Here is an 18664-nt window from a genome sequence, read left to right on the forward strand (position 1 = left end):
CATTGATAACGCTAGGTTTATTTAAAGTTAATGCAAACTAATATAGTGAATTAGATGCTGATTCAATGATTTTTTACCGGTAAAGCTATACTGTTTACACACTTGCTCTATGCTATGTTTTTGTAAGATCCTGGCTATTAATGGCAGTACACCAGCATCGAAGTCTTCTGTTAAATGACTTATTAACCAACGATGTAAGGCATAAATACAACTACTGAACTGCCTTTGGCCGCTAGTAAAGTCATTAAGGGTCTCAGCTAATTCAGGCGTAAGTTCTAACCTTTTCAGTTCAGTATTGCCGTTAAGTAACTGCCAAACTAGTTTAGCTGGCATATCCTTAAATTCGTCAGTTAACCAGTAACTGAGTTGCAGATAAAACTGTTCGGTAAATGCATGCTGTAAATTTTTAGCACTAGGCGTTAATGATTTGGTAACCAAACAAGAGTGTTCTCCACTTGCTTTATCTTTGCTAAAACCAACTCGCGCTAAGCTAAACTCTGCTTGCTGCCAAAACTTAACTAACTCAGAGTTTCCAGCAAAGCTTGCTCCGATAAAGTCTATGTTTTGCATAACACTATGTTGTTCAATACATTTTAAAAAATACTGACCCAAGCCCTGCCCTTGAATTTCAGGATGAATAGCAATACGCATAACGCGTTGATAGCTATAATTAAAGCTTGTTTTTACACCACAATGCATCATTAATGACTGAGGCAAAAATTGGTCCCGTAAACGCCTTTTGTTTTCAAGTACTTTTTCTACAAGATCCTCGTCAACTAAGCCTTCTCGCATCAACATAGCAACTCCTACTAAGATGTTTTCACGTTTTAGTACGAGTAATGAAATTGCACGATTATTTAACAGTAATTTTAAATCGCTGGGTGATGTTTGATAGTGTGCGGTTACTAACACAGAAAAAACTGCTTGTAATAGCGCATCATCTTCAAGTAATGCTGCAACGCTGATCAGTTCAATTTGTAACGCGCTATTAACCGTAATGTTAGTATTTACTTTTATCTGACACGCTTTATCAAAGTTTGGTAATTGAGCATTAAGCAAACAACTATTAAAAACAAACTGCTCAAGAGGATCATCGCTAGCCCATCTTATCGCTTCATTAATGTGTATATTGCGCCAGTTAGGCATTAAGTGTTGTAAAACCTGACGAAATTTAATACTAAAGCCCCGTCCTGCACCTTCATAGCCATGAATAGTGCTAGCAAATATCAATCGATGATAACTACCTAACAGCTGCTGTAAAAGGTATACCGGAATAGCTGCGGCTTCATCAACCATAACGATACTGGCGACGGGCTGCTCTTTAAGGAGGGCGTCAATCGGATAAAAGTTAATACTGCCATTAATATGTTCAACAGACGTTCCGTTTATCTCAGCTCCAGGTAAGTGTTGTGCTATTTGTTGAAAAAATACCGCTAATGCTTGCTTGCTCGGTGCACTAATCAATATTTTCAACGGCTGGGTAGCACTTTCCAACATTTGACACGCTGCAAGCGCTAACGCTGTTGACTTACCTCGGCCCCTATCAGCCGTTAACACTAAAGGTCTATCTCTATGCCCAGATAGTACTTTAAGCATAAGATCAACGGCTAAAACTTGCTCTTGAGTAACACAACCGTAAGGCAAAGCGCTTATACAATTTCCCTCTACTACCTGTAGTTCATTGATTGAGGATGTAGTTAGTGCTGAAGTGGCTTTTAAGGCATCTAAGTTAGGTAATAGGGTATCTGCTTGCTTGATGACATAGCTAGGTTCAACAGCTAATTGCTGCATAAACCGGTGGAGAAAGTAATCGCTTTTCTGAGCATGTTGGAGCTGGTTTGGAGAAATTAATAACACCAACACTCCGCCTGACACTATGGTCCCTGAAAGTGCGGCAAAGGCATCAACATCAAAATCGTTTTCGTGTTTATGTTGGCCTGCTAGACTAAAAACAACCAGTTGTTGTTCTGTACCTAAATATTGATTAAACGTTTTTCGGTTAACTGCAGTGAGTTCTGTAGCTAAAAACTTATTGTCAATATTGCCATAAATAAGCCCATTTTTATTAGGCATTGCCTTAGCGCGGTGATCAGATAAAAAGGTCTTAAGGCTTACGTCAACATACTGACTAGTCCATGCTTTATCTCCCACTAAAACCAACAAGCTGCGCCAGCGTTTAAGATGAGTAAGTTGCTGTAATTTAACACACCAAGCAGAAAAGTCTTCATTTAGCATTCAAGTAAACCTTAATAAATATTTTGGCTATCACTAAGCTCTATAGTCTATCAGAGCAACTGCCACAGCTAAATCGCTTGGCTCAGATAAATCAGCATATAAAATCAACAACTAAGCTATTTAACTGAAAATTTTTGTTGAAATGAAAAAATTATTAGTTGAAAATTCGACTTTAGTTGCCTATGTTCACAATATCAATCGAATATGAATGAATCTTCGTTAAATACGCTGTAATTATAACCTAGACATTTTTAAGATATCGCAAATTAAAATCTTTTGCATAGTAGCAACGATGAACTATTAATATATTAATATTTGGTGAACACTTTGTGTTTAGCTCCCTATTTATTGTAATTGTAGCGAGTACTGCAAAAGCCATAGGTATAAAAATGAACGATGATTTAACAGACAACTTATCAGACGATTTATCAGATGACTCTTCTCAAGAGGAAGAACAAGAGCAATATGATAAAGACCTACCTAAAGGACAAAAATCGGCTAGTAATAAAGAAGTAAGAAACCGTATTGAAGAGTTGCTTGAACAAAAGCGCCTTAAGGCTTTATTAGATGATGCCGACGACTGGGACTTTTAACCGTCGTTAATAGCATCTAATGATTAGCTGTATTCCTTTAAAGCACCATTATTAATTTTAAAGCCGTTATATTTTTATGGTAACTGTTTGTTAGTTATAAAAAACTGCTATTATTAATCTCATACATTTTCCACTTAACGGCCCCCCACATGACTTTATTTGAAAAATTGCGCTGTTTACTAACCTTTGGACAAGGCGTTGCTCTGCCATTACCCGTTATTGACGATAATGCTGATCCCTTCTCATTATTTAAGCTCTGGTTTGACGAAGCCAATAAATCAGGCATTTTATTGCCTGAAGCAATGTCAGTTAGTAGCGTAAGTAAAGACGGTCAACCTAGCTCGCGCATGGTACTGCTTAAAGAATATGATCAAGACGGGTTTGTTTTCTATACAAATTACGCGAGTAGAAAGAGCCAAGAGCTAAATGAAAATGACAAAATTGCTTTGTTGTTTCATTGGAATGTACTCCAACGCCAAATTCGTATTGAAGGTTGTGTGGAAAAAGTCAGTACAGAACAATCTGCCAAGTATTTTCATAGCCGCGATCGTGGCAGCCAAATAGGTGCTTGGGCCTCAAAACAAAGTAACAAAATTCAGAGTGACACAGCGTTAGCTGAGAGTGTTGATTACTACACGAAAAAGTTTGCTGGTAAGGAAGTGCCATTACCAGAATTTTGGGGTGGTTGGCGTATAAAGCCCAATTTCATTGAATTTTGGCAAGGCCGTGCCAGTCGCTTACATGACCGTGTTTGTTTTGAGAAAAGTACAACGGGTTGGGATAACTTCAAGTTGCAGCCATAATTGATTCAAAGCCAGCGTAAGGGCTAAATGTTGAGATAAAAAAAAGGGAAGCAATGCTTCCCTTTTTTGTACATGATTTTTAAACCTTAGATTAGCCGACTAGCGCTAACAAAATACCTGCCGCTACCGCTGAGCCTAATACACCCGCTACGTTTGGTCCCATAGCATGCATTAACAAGAAGTTATGCGGATTAGATTCTAAACCAACCTTATTTGCTACACGAGCCGCCATAGGCACCGCTGACACACCTGCGGCACCAATAAGTGGATTAACTTTTTCTTTTGATACCTTATTCATTAATTTTGCCATCAACACACCGGCGGCTGTACCAATAGAGAATGCTACGGCGCCCAATGCTAAAATGCCTAAGGTTTTTGCATTCAAAAATTGATCTGCGCTTAACTTTGAGCCAACACCAAGACCTAAAAATATCGTTACAATATTAATAAGCTCATTCTGTGCTGTTGAACTTAGACGATCGACCACACCACATTCGCGCATCAAATTACCTAAACAGAACATACCAACTAAAGGCGTTGCCGCAGGTAAGAAAAATATTGTCATTAATAACACGCCAAGCGGGAATATAATTTTCTCAACTTTGGTGACATGTCGTAACTGCGCCATTTCTATTTTACGTTCACTTTCAGTTGTTAACGCTCGCATAATCGGCGGTTGAATAATAGGAACTAACGCCATATAAGAATAAGCGGCTACAGCAATAGCACCGAGTAATTCAGGCGCAAGTTTTGACGCTAAAAATATTGCGGTTGGACCATCTGCTCCACCAATAATAGCGATAGCAGAAGCATCTTTCATCGAAAACTCTAAGCCAACAAAATTTAACGCTATTGCACCAAATAAAGTCGCGAAAATACCAAACTGTGCGGCGGCACCTAATAGCAATGTTTTTGGGTTAGCTATAAGTGCGCCAAAGTCGGTCATGGCGCCAACACCCATAAAAATGAGTAAAGGAAATATGCCTGTGTCGATCCCTGCATAGTAAATATAATGCAGCAAACCACCAACCTCAGAAAAGCCAGCTACGGGAATATTAGTTAAAATAGCACCAAAGCCCATAGGCACTAATAAAAGCGGCTCAAAGTTACGGGCAATAGCTAAATAAAGTAAACCACAACCAACAAGCATCATGATCACTTGTCCTAACTCAAAGTTTGCTAGGCCTGTGGACATCCACAATAATTTTAAAGATTCCATCGAGTTTCCTAGACTAAGCTTAACAATATATCGCCAACAGCAACTGAGTCACCTTCTCTGGCATGAATAGACGATATTTCACCGGCTTTTGTAGCTCTGATTTCAGTTTCCATTTTCATGGCTTCCATAATAAGAACAACTTCACCTTCTTCAACGTCGTCACCTTCATTAACCAACACTTTAAATATATTACCGGCTAATGGAGCCTTTAAAGCTTCTCCACCGCTAGCGCTTGGTGCTGGAGCAGATTTGGTTTGTTGAATATTCTCTATCGAACCACCTGGTGCTACAACGACATCATAAACCTTACCGTCAACACTGACTGCATAACTTTCAGGACCTGTGTTTGCTGAATTAGCCACAGGAGCGGATGTAGATGCATCTTTAGCTACAGGTTTTGTAGGAGCAGGTTCAAAAGCATCAGGGTTATTGCGATTTTCTAAAAATTTAAGCCCTATTTGCGGAAACAACGCATAAGTTAATACATCGTCAATAGTGTCTTCAGCTAAGGTGATATTCTTCTCAACCGCAATCTCTTGTAGCTCAACAGACAGCTTGTCTAATTCTGGATCAAGTAAGTCTGCTGGACGACAGGTAATAGCTTCTTTGCCATCAAGCACTCGTGCTTGTAGCTCGGCATCAACAGGTGCTGCAGTCTTACCATATTCACCTTTTAATACCCCGGCAGTTTCTTTAGTAATTGACTTATAGCGCTCACCGGTAAGGACATTCAATACCGCTTGCGTGCCTACAATTTGAGAAGTAGGTGTTACTAAAGGAATATAACCAAGTTCTTTACGCACTTTTGGAATTTCGGTTAACACTTCATCAAGTTTATCTGCTGCACCTTGCTCTTTTAATTGGCTTTCCATGTTGGTTAACATGCCACCAGGTACTTGTGCGAGCAAAATGCGCGCATCAACACCACGTAAACTACCTTCAAATTGCGCATACTTTTCGCGAACATCACGAAAATAAGCTGCAACTTCAGCTAACTTAACCATATCTAGGCCAGTATCACGTTGTGTACCTTCAACAATAGAAACAATTGTTTCTGTCGGCGAGTGACCGTAAGTCATACTCATTGAAGAGATAGCAGTATCAATTACGTCAATATCCGCATCGATAGCTTTCATGTGTGTAGCGACACTTAGTCCTGTAGTGGCATGACAATGCAAAGCGATAGGCAAAGATACTGTCTCTTTCAAACGCCCGATCAACTCAGCAGCATCGTAAGGCTTTAATAAGCCAGCCATATCTTTAATACACAAAGAGTGTGCGCCCATATCTTCAAGCTGTTTAGCCATCGTTAGCCAGCCCTCAAGGGTATGAACTGGGCTTTCGGTATAACTTAATGTGCCTTGTGCATGAGCACCAACTTTAACAGCGGCTTTAATTGAGGTTTCTAAGTTACGTACATCGTTCATTGCATCAAATATTCTAAAAACATCAATACCATTTACATGTGCACGCTCAACAAATTTTTCTACTACATCATCAGCATAGTGACGGTAACCTAAGATATTTTGACCACGAAACAGCATTTGTTGTTTCGTTTTCGGCATCGCCTTTTTAAGCGCACGAATACGTTCCCAAGGATCTTCACCAAGATAGCGAATACAAGAATCAAACGTTGCACCACCCCAAGACTCTATTGACCAATATCCAATTTCATCCATTTTCGCAGCAATGGGTAACATGTCTTCCAAACGCAAACGTGTTGCGAGCAATGATTGGTGGCCGTCGCGTAATACGACTTCAGTAATTCCAAGGGGCTTAGTCATGACTTTTCCTATTTCTGTGCTGAATGTTGTTGACGATATTGAGTAACAGCAGAAGATATTGCTGCGACAACTGCCGGTGAAACATTTTTACCGTCTTGTTTTTTATTATTTCTTTTACTTGAACTTCTGCTTTCAACAATGGCATCAGGATATTTATTTGCCAATCTAACAAGCACAACCTTGATAAAAACAATCAGTAAGCCTAAAAAGGCAAATACAAAGACCATTCCGGATAACATTAAAGTACCCGCTTCAATAAATAACTGCTGAAGATTTTCCATTTTTATACTCTCAAGTAATATTTATATAATTAGAATAATCACTCCAATGTGTAAAAAGCAAACAAATTCTTACAAATTGATAAAATAAAGTGATGTCAAGCCAATATAGGTTAAAAAACAAGCTATTATTAGTTTTTTTTGAATGTAATTTTATACAATATGGAATATAAGAATGATTGTATACAATATCAACCTTATGAATAACGGCTATCATAAAAAGAAAAGCAACTATAATATACAATATGCAATTATTTTTTAAGCTCTACTATATCGAATACATATTGATTAAAAATCAGGCTCAAATAGCTTTAATTAATATCCTTAATATATTCTATAGCTAAAATTCAGCGATTAGTTTTTCAAATGCAGCTAACCGTTAATCATGGCTATTTTTTGTTTTAATAATAAGATTCATTAAATTTAAAGCATCTTCGGTTAATGTCTATTTTTTATTAAAAACACAGGGGCACATGTTAAGGCTAACAAATGAGATGTTTTGGCAAATAATTCAAAACTGAATACTTTTTTGGTGATATTTTATGAATAAACTATAGATGAACTAAGAAGGAATTTTAGACGAAAAAAAACCAGTCATAAGACTGGTTTTTTTAATGTGGCGGACGCGGCAGGAGTCGAACCTGCGACCGCCTGGTTCGTAGCCAGGTACTCTATCCAGCTGAGCTACGCGTCCGCGGTCAATCATTATTTTATATCTTGATTCAAGATATCTTTATATCAAAAATAAATTTAATATAAAGCTTATATTTATTTTTTAATTAGCTTTAATACTAGCTACTCTTTTATATTTAGCCACTTAAAGAAAAGTGGCGGACGCGGCAGGAGTCGAACCTGCGACCGCCTGGTTCGTAGCCAGGTACTCTATCCAGCTGAGCTACGCGTCCTTATTTAAACCTGTTATTTATATCTCTAGTTTAAGAGATAACGAACTAACAATATTAACTTAGGTAAAACGACCTAGTGAACATTATATACGTTCGTATTGAACTATTACAATACCGTTGTTCCTACGGTGCCAATCTAAAAGAATGGCGGAGAGGGAGGGATTCGAACCCTCGATCCGGGATAAACCAGATACTCCCTTAGCAGGGGAGCGCCTTCGGCCACTCGGCCACCTCTCCAATGGGTGCGAATAATAAGGGATTATAAAAATAAGTCAAACTTTTTTAAGCTTTTATTTCTATTTTATGACTGTTTGTTGAGAATTCAAACAACACGGTTACTTTTCCAACATTAAGTTACTAAAAAGAGCTCAATATCACCGTGATAAATTTTATTGCTGGATCAAAAAAGCCGACTATTGTCGGCTTTAATAAGTAGAAGATATTTAGATTTCATTCCCTGAGGCTTCACCCTCACCTTTTTCAGATTGAATTCTCATGTATATTTCTTCACGATGAACTGACACTTCTTTTGGTGCATTAACACCAATACGTACTTGATTGCCTTTCACACCTAACACTGTCACTGTGACGTCGTCTCCGATCATCAACGTTTCACCAACTCGGCGAGTTAATATTAACATCTTAATTTCCTTTATGTTTAAAAACGAGATCCACTAAATATATATAAGCTAGTAACAAATTAAATTTAGTCTAATTTTTGCAAAAGTGCACTAAAGATTACAATAAGTCCCTAAAATACTTATTAAACATTGAAAAATCCTTTATCAATATCAAACTTTTAGTCTTTTAATTAACACTTATAAATCTAGAGTAGAATGCAATTGCAGCAATTACTGGTTATTTTAACAACCTTAATGAAACAATAAACACTTTATGCGTAATTATTTGCATTTTTAGCAAACTTTTTTAAAAATACTTTTCAAACTGGTCCGATTTCACATTCTATTAACATAAACGGCTAGTATTCTATAATAAGACCCGGATTCCAGAAAATAATTCCCAATAAAATTAAATAAAAAAACAACAAAACATGCACAAAATATTTCCCATATGTTCCTAAAACGATTAAAGCCAGATTAATCAGTAAAACAATAAAGAGAAAAACTTTCGCTTATTAACGTCAATGACCAATATATATTCTATTTTCTATTTTCTAAGTAATGAAATAGATAAATTATATTTTCATCGCGGGGAGATAGAACTTGGCTTTAGAAAAATAAAACCGACGATGCTTAATAGCACTTGATAAGTTAGCGTCCATACATCGTTCGTCAGGAACTATGCAGTGAATTAATTAACTTTAATTTAATACGACGAACTATGACGATGACAACGAAAGAAATGGGTATTTGGACAGTTCAGTTACTTTAGTAGTTGATGGCTGTGATTCAACATTTCATATCGATATAAATCATGAGTCCAGAAAATACTTAAATCCATTAGGAGCAACGACTCAAGACCCTATTCATATTTAAGCTATATTACTTGATGAGAATTGAAGAAAAGAAAAGAGAAGAGAAGAGATAAAACACCTTCGATGAGTGAAATCCAAATCATCTAAATCTCCCACCAAAAGAAAATGCCAGTTAGCTTAACTGACTGGCATTAACCTTAGTACATATTACATTAATTTTTTGCTGCTCTATATATTAGCTCAGTTTATCACTCAACCAGCTTTGTGCTGCGTTTAACGCTGCTTCAATGTTCTCTGGTTGGCTTCCTCCTGCTTGTGCCATATCAGGACGACCACCGCCTTTACCACCCACTTCTTGGGCTGCAACATTAACTAACTCGCCAGATTTAACTCGACCAATTAAATCTTTTGTCACGCCAGCAATTAAGCTCACTTTATTATCGCTAGCAGTAGCTAACAAAATAATGCCTGAACCCATTTTATTTTTCAGGTCATCAACCATACCACGCAGTGATTTCGCTTCTACACCTTCTAAATTAGCAATAAGCGCTTTGACACCATTATAGTCTTTAGCTTGGCTTACTAAGTCAGCACCGGCAGCACTTGCAAGTTTCTGTTTAAATTGTGCAAGCTCTTTTTCTAACTCTTTATTACGCAATATTACTTGTTCAATTTTACTTGCTACATTAGCAGGTTCAGTTTTCACTAATGCTGCAATGGAGTTTAACGTATGCTCTTGTGTGGCAAAGTAATTTAATGCGGCTTCACCTGTTACCGCTTCAATACGGCGAACACCTGCGGCTATGCCTGATTCAGAAGTAATTTTGAATAGGCCAATATCACCAGTACGGTTAACATGTACGCCACCACAAAGCTCTGTTGAAAAATCACCTAAGGTAACTACGCGTACTTCATCATCGTACTTTTCGCCAAACAAGGCCATAGCGCCTTTTTCTTTTGCGGCATCAATTTGCATCAAGTTAGTTTCACGAGCTAAGTTACTGCGAATTTGTTCATTAACCATACGTTCAATTATGTTTATCTCTTCAGGCGTTACCGCTTCAAAGTTAGAAAAATCAAATCGGAGTTTATCCGCATCGCACAATGAACCTTTTTGCGTAACATGATCGCCCAACACTTTACGAAGAGTGGCATGTAAAATATGCGTAGCCGTATGGTTTTTAACAATTGCTGCACGACGCTCGCTATTAATTTGCGCTTTTACAAGACTGTTTAAACCTATGGTTTGATGAGCAATACCTTTATGAGCAAACGCATGTCCAAGCTTAATGGTATCGGTCACTTCAAAAGTACCATTATCAAACTGTAGTGTACCCGAGTCACCAACCTGCCCACCTGATTCAGCATAAAATGGTGTTTGATCAAGGATCACAATACCTGCTTCACCTGCTTCTAAAGTATTAACTGACGACTCGCTGTTAAAAAGCTCTACAACAGTAGAAGACATTTCATCACGTGTGTAGCCTTTAAAAGTGGTACGGTTTTCTGATTTAAGGGTGTCGTTATAGTCTGTGCCAAACTGACTTGCTTTTTGTGCGCGAGTACGTTGTTGAGCCATTGCTGCATCAAAACCTACAATGTCAATATTTAGCTCACGTTCACGTGCAATATCAGCGGTTAAATCAGCCGGAAAGCCGAAGGTGTCATATAACTTAAATACATCATCGCCAGCGATAGTATCGCCTTTAAGTCCTGCTAAAATATCTTCTAATAACGCCATACCTCGGTCTAACGTTCTACCGAACTGTTCTTCTTCGATACGTAAAATTTTCTCAATAGTCGCTTGTTGCTGAACCAATTCAGGATATGCATCCCCCATTTGCTCTGCAAGTGAGGCGACTAATTTATGAAAGAAAAATGATTGTGCTTCAAGTTTATGACCATGACGAATAGCGCGGCGAATAATACGACGTAATACGTAACCACGCCCTTCATTCGACGGTATAACACCATCAGTAATTAAGAAGCTACATGAACGAATATGATCAGCGATAACACGTAAAGATTTGTGCTCTAAATCGTCGCATTCAAGTAACTTAGCAGTATCTCGAATTAAGCACTGGAAAATATCAATCTCGTAATTGCTATGCACGCCTTGCGTTATGGCGGCAATGCGCTCTAAACCCATACCGGTATCAACTGATGGTTTAGGCAAGTTTTCCATAGTACCGTCTGCATGACGGTTATATTGCATGAAAACAATATTCCAAATTTCGATGTAGCGATCGCCATCTTCATCAGGAGAACCTGGAGGACCACCGAAAATATTTTCTCCGTGATCATAAAATATTTCAGAGCATGGACCACATGGGCCAGTATCGCCCATCGACCAAAAGTTATCAGACTCAAACTTTTTGTCGGCTGACTTATCACCAATGCGTATTATTTTATCTGCTGGTATGCCAATTTCATTTAACCAATAGTTATAAGCTTCATCATCGCTTTCATAAACAGTAACGAGCAGCTTTTCTTTGGGTAATGCTAATACGCTAGTTAAAAATTCCCAGGCATATGTTATTGCTTCTTCTTTGAAATAATCACCAAAACTAAAGTTACCGAGCATTTCGAAAAAAGTATGATGACGAGCAGTGTACCCTACATTTTCTAAATCATTATGCTTACCACCAGCACGCACACAGCGTTGCGCAGAAGTGGCGCGAGTATAGCTGCGAACATCGTCGCCAAGAAAAACATCTTTAAAAGGCACCATACCAGCATTAGTGAATAATAATGTCGCATCGTTACCCGGAATAAGTGAGCTACTCGCAACAATTTGGTGCTGCTTAGATGCATAAAAATCTAAAAATGCCTGACGCAATTGGGCACTAGTTTCAATCATTTGAATTTCCAACTTTTCGAAGAATTATATCTGTTTAAGCGTTTAATAGTGTCATGATTTCATCTAATGAGAAACCACCTTATTATAAAGCGCATTCAATTAGCTTGCGCTTTTGGATCTTTATTAGGGACGCACCAAAACGCATATTATACGCAACCTCTGCTTTAATATACCAATGTATTTAGGAATTTAATGGTACTTTTAATGCAAATTAACCGCTAAAGCCTATATTGACCTATGCCTTAATCTCTATAGAACCTATTTGACTCAAACTATGAGATTACAAAAATATCACGCTATATAAATGTATGACTACGTTATGCCTAAAAGCCTCGTTATTAATACTTAGGCTCAGTGGAACGTTTTCGATAACAGCATAACGCAATTCAATGTGGTTTTTTATAGCTTTATTACCGCTAATTATTTAATGCTGTTACTGGGTACATAACTGTTATTTAGAAAAAATATGAGATGAGATTAAACACATGCCACGACTTAGAATGTAAAAATATTCTAAAAATGATGATAAGTTTTACATTATGTTAATAATCGCGCAAAATAAACTTATACCCATTGAAATAATGAATTAGCAAATTTAAAGCAACATTCAGTTATCAATAAAAGCTATGTTATAGCGATTAATAAAAACAGGGACCTGTATGAAGGGACAAATGAAAAACATGCGTTTAATGTTAGTTATTTTATTTAGCTCACTATTTTTACAAGCATGTGGCGGCTCAAACGAAAAGGTCCCAACATTCACCGTTGGTTCATCAGTTTCATCAGTAGCATTTACTAATGAATTTTTGCAAACAGAAACCCATACTATCGCGGTTGACGTAACATTCGATGGTTCAGGCTTATTACTTGGTTTTGCTCCAACGGCACAACCTGTAGCCTGGTTAAATTATCGTATTGAAAACTTAACGGATAACTCAGCAACTTTACATATTGATGTGGTTAACGCTGATAGAATAAATGCCGATTTATACGGTACAACATTAAGACTCACTAGTGGTGATACAACAACCACTAACTTTGCCCATGCCGATATCAATGTATCATTGCTGGTATGGCAAGCGGTGACTTTTGATGACACTTATGGTGTTGAATCAATTGCGGCAAAAACAATTCAATTAAGTGCTAGTGAAGATAACCTTTCATTAGCAAGTTCAGTACCTTGGTTAAACGTCGAAAAAAGTTTTCTTGATGGCGTAACAACGATCACAGCAACACCTAATTTAAGTGACTTTACCGGTTCAGGTTTTTTCCCTGCAACAATCGACATTACGAGTCCACTTGGTACTACAAAATATCCGGTTGAATTGAGCTTAGACAATATCCATTTATTTGCCGATAAAGCCACTGTTGCTTTAGCTGAAACAGGTAATATCAACAACACTCAAGCTGTTCTTAATATAAATTCAAACAGTGTTTTACCTTGGGGATGGCAAGCCAGTACAGAAGCTACTTGGTTAACATTGACACCGAACAATGATAGCAATCAACTCACTATCACAGCTGATAGTAGTTTGTTAACAACAGATGAGATAACAACAGCTGAGATAACGCTTAGCGGAAACGATGAAACCACCGCGATTGCAGATACTATTCAAGTCAGCTTTTATAAATCTGAAATAAATACTGAAAATAATACCTTAAGTATTGTTGCCAACACTGATGGTATAGCGACAAATCCGCTATTACCACAGTATTATGTTGCTGTTAATAATGAGCTACGCAGTTACCATCTTTATACAAACGAATTATTATCAACAACAGTTATTTCGCCAGTTGATACTGAGTTAGAGCAGCTTATTGTTCACCCAGATGCTAGTAAATTACTAGCAAAAGCGATTGAAACTACGGTTATCGATGAAAACACTACCGAAACTACCACGCATAGATATCAAATCGACCTCTCAGACATGAGCATTATTGAATTAGCTGACATTGATATCACCAATGAACCCGTCAAATTTATCCGTATTGATGGACGTTATTTTTTAACAACAGCTATATTAGAGTTTGCTGATGAAAATCTTGTCCGACAAGGGTTTGACGGACCTAATGCTTTTTTTGCTAGAGCCTTTAATGTCGCAGAAAAAAATCAAGCACTGTTTGCTTTAGATGTTAGCGCCGGTGATGAGTCAATGTCGATTAAGCGAATTGACGTTAGCGTAAACGATTTTTCTCGCAACCCTATTACAACATCAATTAGCCACAGTTATCGACCTGAATTATTGGGTGAAAACGAACAAATTAACGACTTCTATGTTACCGCTGATGAGCAAAACATTTACGCCATAAGCCCAACCAGTCAATGGATAAGTTTTGACGGCACAACATTTACAGATAATGGTGTGTTAAATAGTGACAGCACGGTGATTAATTTAGCGCTTGCTCATACCGCTAATGATCGTCCTCATTACGTTATATTTGATCCTGAAGCTGGCTTTAAAGTTGATGTATATAACGAACAGCAAGTTATTGCTAATAGTATTGCGCTTGGTTCAAATCAACCATCAAGTATATTGATCGCTAATGGCGACAAAAGAGCCGTTTTACCCTCATCGAGCGCTAACACCATCGATGTTATTAACCTAAGCCAATTTTCATCGTCTTTAGAAAGCTTGGCCTTTACCACCAACTTTGGTGATAGCGCTATTGCTCAGCAAACACTAACCCTGACAAATATTGGAGCGGATTGGCAAGCAACCGCTAGTGCCCCATGGTTGATTTTAACGCAGCAAACTGATGAGAATGGCGATATTATTTTAATTGATATTGATCGCAGCTTAATTACCGGCTGGGGTTTAATGTCAGCGAGTATTTCAATATTTGATCCTGCTAGTGGCACGACAAAAGTGATCACTGTTGAGCTGGCAATCGATGCCATACGTTTAAGTAGTAACTTTCCTGCTCTGGCTTTTAATAGCTTAGCGACTGAACAAACGCTTGTGCATACTGTTGATATTTTAACAAACAGTGAAGCTACTATTGCTTGGCAAGCAAATACCGATGTTAACTGGTTATCGTTATCTTCTGACGCTAACAACAACACACTTACCATTACGGGCATACCAGCTAACCTGAGTTCCGATGGTGTGCATAATGCCGTCATTACTTTAACACCGACAGCTGAAGGCACGGCACTACCCGGAAGCATCAATATAACGTTCAATAAAGGCACAATTGACAGTGCTGATGTCGATATTGCCAATATTAGCGTCAACAGCTCAGGCACAGTACTTGACCCCATGCGTCCTTATGTTTATATCGCTTCAGGCGATAAAATTAATACTTATCACGTGATTTCTGGGGCGTTGATCAACTCTACCACCTCGCCTTTAGCCGGTATTGATCTGACTAACTTAGTCGTTCACCCTGATGGTTCAATGCTTTTGGCATCTAATAGTGAAACCTATGTAGATGAAGATGAGCTTGAACAAACTCGCGTTAATCATTACCAGTTTGACTTAAACAGTTACCAGTTTAATCAAATAGACAATGACAATATCACCATAGAATATCGTCCGATTATGATTAAAATGATTGCAGGTGTACCTTTGGTCTTAACACAAACACTTGAGTATGCCGACTTAAACTTAGTTCGCCAGTTCTGGGATCAAGAAAATGCTTATTTTGTTTCGACCATTGCTCAAGCCAATAGTGCCGATATATTCATGGCCTACAAGCAATCAACAACCTCATTGCAACGTTATGCGTTAAGTTATAACGCCTATGCTAGTGATATGGTTTCAGCATTAGATGAACCTGCATACACCAATACAGCCTTTGTTAGCTTATCAAGCTTTGTCATAAATCATGAAGGCAGTACAATTTATAGTGCTAATAGCACTTCTGAGTGGGCAGGTTTTGACGGGACAACCTATACTGATAATGGCTTATTGCACGATAATGTTAATATCCAAACCATTAACACAACCATAGATGCTCATGACAATAGTTACTTCTATCGTTTTGATCCAACCCAAGGAATGACATTAACTAAATATAATGCGGCTCAGGTTGAGCTTTGGACTGAATTAATAATTGCCGAAGGCTCCAGACAGCATTATTTTATGCCTGAGTATCAACGCGTACTTATCTATGATGCGAGTACATTGTCCTTAAAGTTGCGCTCTCATCAATAACTATGGCTAAAAGTCATTAGCATTATTTGATTGAAGAAACTGAAAAACCGCATATATGCGGTTTTTTTATATCGAAATTATAGCAAGCTGCTTGTAAAGCTAACGCTTTATTTAACAAGTAAATTATTAAATAAAAAATCTCTACAGACAAAATTAACGTTGAGCTAAAAAGCGATGTATACCTTTAAAAGTAAACCTTAATTCTTAGTACATTTAATTGAGGATGAGAAAAATTATGTTATTTTTTCAATACTTAATTATGTAAACAAATCATTTATATCAACAACTCATTAAGTTTTTAAAGAATAATCATGGCTTTTATTCTATATTAATAATGTGACTATCAACTTGAGGCGATTGTTCAAGTAAAGTTATCACTTAGCATAAATAAAACTAAAATTAAGCGATTCTAGCTTGTTTTTTAGTCCAATTTAAAAATACTGTAATAATTTCAGGAAGATAATATGAATACAGATGAAGTTGTAAGTCAAATGACTCAAATGGCCGTTTTTTACGGACCAAAATTGATTGGTGCGATCCTAGTATGGATCATTGGTGGATGGGTAATAGGCATCATTGGCAACGTATTTAAAACCACCCTAAAAAAAGGAGGTACTGATCCGTCTTTAATGCCATTTTTAACCGGCATTGTTAACGGGCTTTTAAAAGTTCTTTTAGTGCTAACAGCCTTAGGTATGTTAGGCATTGAAATGACCTCTTTCATCGCTATATTAGGTGCTGCAGGTTTAGCTGTTGGTTTGGCTATGTCAGGAACGCTGCAGAATTTTTCTGGTGGTGTAATGATCTTGATTTTCAAACCATTTAAAGTGGGTGATGTTATAGATGCACAAGGTTATGTGGGTACTGTTTCTCAGATTCAAATTTTCAATACCATTTTAAAAACGCCTGATAATAAAACCATCATTATCCCTAATGGAGGCCTATCAACTTCATCAATGGTTAACTATTCAACAGAAGCGAAGAGACGTGTTGATTGGACAATTGGCGTTGGTTACGGTGATGATCTAGATAAAGCTAGAGAAGTTATTAAGCGATTATGTGATGAAGATGAGCGTATTTTAAAAGACCCTGAAGTATTTATTGCAGTTTCAGCATTAGCTGATAGCTCAGTAAATTTTGCTGTTAGAGCTTGGGTAAACGCGCCTGATTATTGGGGTGTATACTTCCAAATGAATGAAAAAGTTTATAAAACATTTGCAAACGAAGGGCTAAACATTCCTTTCCCACAAATGGATGTTCACATTCACAAAGATGCCTAATATTTAAAAGCACATCTTTGATAAAAAAGTTATCGTCGTTAGTCGGAGAGTTTTTACCATTAACGGATGTTGTCATAACGTAATTTTATGACGATGATACTGATAACAAGCTTGAACTCAAAACATAAAGCGCTATCCAATTTTTTGGTTAGCGCTTTTTTATATGAATAAATCACCTTAATTACTTAGCCTTACATTTAGTGTTCAAAAAATTCTGTGTAGTACTAATTAATTCAGTGCGAGAGGAGTTAAAGCTATGGTCGTCATCAATCAGTTTATAGGTTACATCACTGTTATTTGTTTTAACTAAAGCCTCTAGTAGTGGTTCTATATGTGACTTTAATGGAATAACATCGGTATCAGCAGCAATAAGTAATACTGACCGACCATTAAGGGTATTCACTCTTCTGACCAAATTGAGTGCTTTTGCGTGTGTCTTCAACTCTTGTTTAGCTTTATCGCCTGACCAACCATTTAACATAAATAAGCTGTCACTGTATTCTAACCAAGGAATAGTAGTGTTGGGATCATCTATAATGCCTACGTCACCCACTCCGAGGTTAGCACCGTCATATGCAACAGCGCAATTAACTGATTGATTATCTAATATCCCTGCGATAGCTAAATGCCCGCCCATGCTATGGCCAATAATGGAGATTAAATTGCGATCAATATTAAGTGCTTTGGCATTGGCTTCATCGCTAATAAACTGCAACACTGTCTGTACATCTTGCTCAGCATTTAAAAATGAAAACTCGCCTTCACTCCCCCACGCTCCACGATAATGAAAAAAGACTACATTCCAACCGATACTGCGTAGTGCCTGAGCAACATCCAAATTCTTTTCATTACCCGGATAACCATGTAATAACAACACAGTTGGATGCGGCCCTATACCTGCCGCTTGATAAATAAAGCCTGACATACGATCGCCACCAGCGTTAAAAGTAAGCTCTTTTGTACTTGCAGGGTAATTGTTAGCGGCTTTTGCATACGTTGTATTTGATAAGCTGATTAGTAATAAAGTAATGAATAAGTTTAACGTAAAAGAAAATTTCATAGCTTTGCCTTAAATGAAAGAGTAATTAAAACACCTAAAAATGAAGGTGTATAAG

The 18664-nt window shown here is 37.5% G+C and carries 11 protein-coding genes and 3 tRNA genes; 4 read left to right on the forward strand and 10 right to left on the reverse strand.

Features of this window, described 5'->3' with window-relative positions:
* Positions 1-27: 27 nt before the first annotated feature.
* The gene (locus DBO93_RS14055; protein ID WP_108456901.1) at positions 28-2235 is read right to left on the reverse strand and encodes a GNAT family N-acetyltransferase; all 2208 of its coding nucleotides are present in this window, start codon (positions 2233-2235) and stop codon (positions 28-30) included.
* Positions 2236-2624: 389 nt separating this feature from the next.
* Between DBO93_RS14055 and DBO93_RS14060 the strand changes: the two genes are divergently transcribed.
* On the forward strand, positions 2625-2828 hold the full coding sequence (locus DBO93_RS14060) for a hypothetical protein (RefSeq protein WP_108456902.1): 204 nt from the start codon (positions 2625-2627) through the stop codon (positions 2826-2828).
* 149 nt (positions 2829-2977) lie between these two features.
* Positions 2978-3631 (forward strand): pyridoxamine 5'-phosphate oxidase, encoded by a 654-nt coding sequence (pdxH, locus tag DBO93_RS14065; RefSeq protein WP_108456903.1) that lies wholly within the window; start codon positions 2978-2980, stop codon positions 3629-3631.
* A 91-nt stretch (positions 3632-3722) separates the two neighbouring features.
* Here the strand turns inward: pdxH and DBO93_RS14070 are convergent, their stop codons facing one another.
* The 8 genes from DBO93_RS14070 to alaS all read right to left on the reverse strand — a co-directional run bounded on the left by DBO93_RS14070 (position 3723) and on the right by alaS (position 12112).
* Positions 3723-4850, reverse strand: coding sequence for a sodium ion-translocating decarboxylase subunit beta (locus tag DBO93_RS14070; protein ID WP_108456904.1), 1128 nt, complete (start codon positions 4848-4850; stop codon positions 3723-3725).
* Positions 4851-4858: 8 nt separating this feature from the next.
* The gene (oadA, locus tag DBO93_RS14075) at positions 4859-6634 is read right to left on the reverse strand and encodes a sodium-extruding oxaloacetate decarboxylase subunit alpha (protein WP_108456905.1); all 1776 of its coding nucleotides are present in this window, start codon (positions 6632-6634) and stop codon (positions 4859-4861) included.
* Positions 6635-6642: 8 nt separating this feature from the next.
* Positions 6643-6915, reverse strand: coding sequence for an OadG family transporter subunit (locus DBO93_RS14080; RefSeq protein WP_108456906.1), 273 nt, complete (start codon positions 6913-6915; stop codon positions 6643-6645).
* A 614-nt stretch (positions 6916-7529) separates the two neighbouring features.
* Positions 7530-7606, reverse strand: a tRNA-Arg gene (locus DBO93_RS14085).
* A 134-nt stretch (positions 7607-7740) separates the two neighbouring features.
* Positions 7741-7817 (reverse strand) — tRNA-Arg (locus DBO93_RS14090).
* 145 nt (positions 7818-7962) lie between these two features.
* Positions 7963-8054, reverse strand: a tRNA-Ser gene (locus DBO93_RS14095).
* A gap of 206 nt (positions 8055-8260) precedes the next feature.
* On the reverse strand, positions 8261-8458 hold the full coding sequence (csrA, locus tag DBO93_RS14100; protein ID WP_085304221.1) for a carbon storage regulator CsrA: 198 nt from the start codon (positions 8456-8458) through the stop codon (positions 8261-8263).
* A gap of 1029 nt (positions 8459-9487) precedes the next feature.
* Positions 9488-12112, reverse strand: coding sequence for an alanine--tRNA ligase (gene alaS, locus DBO93_RS14105; protein WP_108456907.1), 2625 nt, complete (start codon positions 12110-12112; stop codon positions 9488-9490).
* A 659-nt stretch (positions 12113-12771) separates the two neighbouring features.
* On the opposite strand from alaS, the gene DBO93_RS14110 reads away from it, so the two are divergent.
* The gene (locus tag DBO93_RS14110) at positions 12772-16269 is read left to right on the forward strand and encodes a BACON domain-containing protein (protein WP_162533795.1); all 3498 of its coding nucleotides are present in this window, start codon (positions 12772-12774) and stop codon (positions 16267-16269) included.
* Positions 16270-16733: 464 nt separating this feature from the next.
* Entirely contained in the window at positions 16734-17549 is an 816-nt protein-coding gene (locus DBO93_RS14115) for a mechanosensitive ion channel domain-containing protein (protein WP_108456909.1), read from the forward strand.
* 181 nt (positions 17550-17730) lie between these two features.
* Here the strand turns inward: DBO93_RS14115 and DBO93_RS14120 are convergent, their stop codons facing one another.
* The gene (locus DBO93_RS14120) at positions 17731-18609 is read right to left on the reverse strand and encodes an alpha/beta fold hydrolase (protein WP_108456910.1); all 879 of its coding nucleotides are present in this window, start codon (positions 18607-18609) and stop codon (positions 17731-17733) included.
* Positions 18610-18664: the final 55 nt, after the last annotated feature.

The sequence above is a fragment of the Colwellia sp. Arc7-D genome (assembly GCF_003061515.1).
Classification (GTDB): Bacteria; Pseudomonadota; Gammaproteobacteria; order Enterobacterales; family Alteromonadaceae; genus Cognaticolwellia.

Excerpts from the sequence above, each read along its gene's own strand:
- DBO93_RS14055 (WP_108456901.1), bottom strand. The coding sequence starts at position 2,235 with ATGCTAAATGAAGACTTTTCTGCTTGGTGTGTTAAATTACAGCAACTT.
- DBO93_RS14060 (WP_108456902.1), top strand. The coding sequence starts at position 2,625 with ATGAACGATGATTTAACAGACAACTTATCAGACGATTTATCAGATGAC.
- pdxH (WP_108456903.1), top strand. The coding sequence starts at position 2,978 with ATGACTTTATTTGAAAAATTGCGCTGTTTACTAACCTTTGGACAAGGC.
- DBO93_RS14070 (WP_108456904.1), bottom strand. The coding sequence starts at position 4,850 with ATGGAATCTTTAAAATTATTGTGGATGTCCACAGGCCTAGCAAACTTT.
- oadA (WP_108456905.1), bottom strand. The coding sequence starts at position 6,634 with ATGACTAAGCCCCTTGGAATTACTGAAGTCGTATTACGCGACGGCCAC.
- DBO93_RS14080 (WP_108456906.1), bottom strand. The coding sequence starts at position 6,915 with ATGGAAAATCTTCAGCAGTTATTTATTGAAGCGGGTACTTTAATGTTA.
- csrA (WP_085304221.1), bottom strand. The coding sequence starts at position 8,458 with ATGTTAATATTAACTCGCCGAGTTGGTGAAACGTTGATGATCGGAGAC.
- alaS (WP_108456907.1), bottom strand. The coding sequence starts at position 12,112 with ATGATTGAAACTAGTGCCCAATTGCGTCAGGCATTTTTAGATTTTTAT.
- DBO93_RS14110 (WP_162533795.1), top strand. The coding sequence starts at position 12,772 with ATGAAGGGACAAATGAAAAACATGCGTTTAATGTTAGTTATTTTATTT.
- DBO93_RS14115 (WP_108456909.1), top strand. The coding sequence starts at position 16,734 with ATGAATACAGATGAAGTTGTAAGTCAAATGACTCAAATGGCCGTTTTT.
- DBO93_RS14120 (WP_108456910.1), bottom strand. The coding sequence starts at position 18,609 with ATGAAATTTTCTTTTACGTTAAACTTATTCATTACTTTATTACTAATC.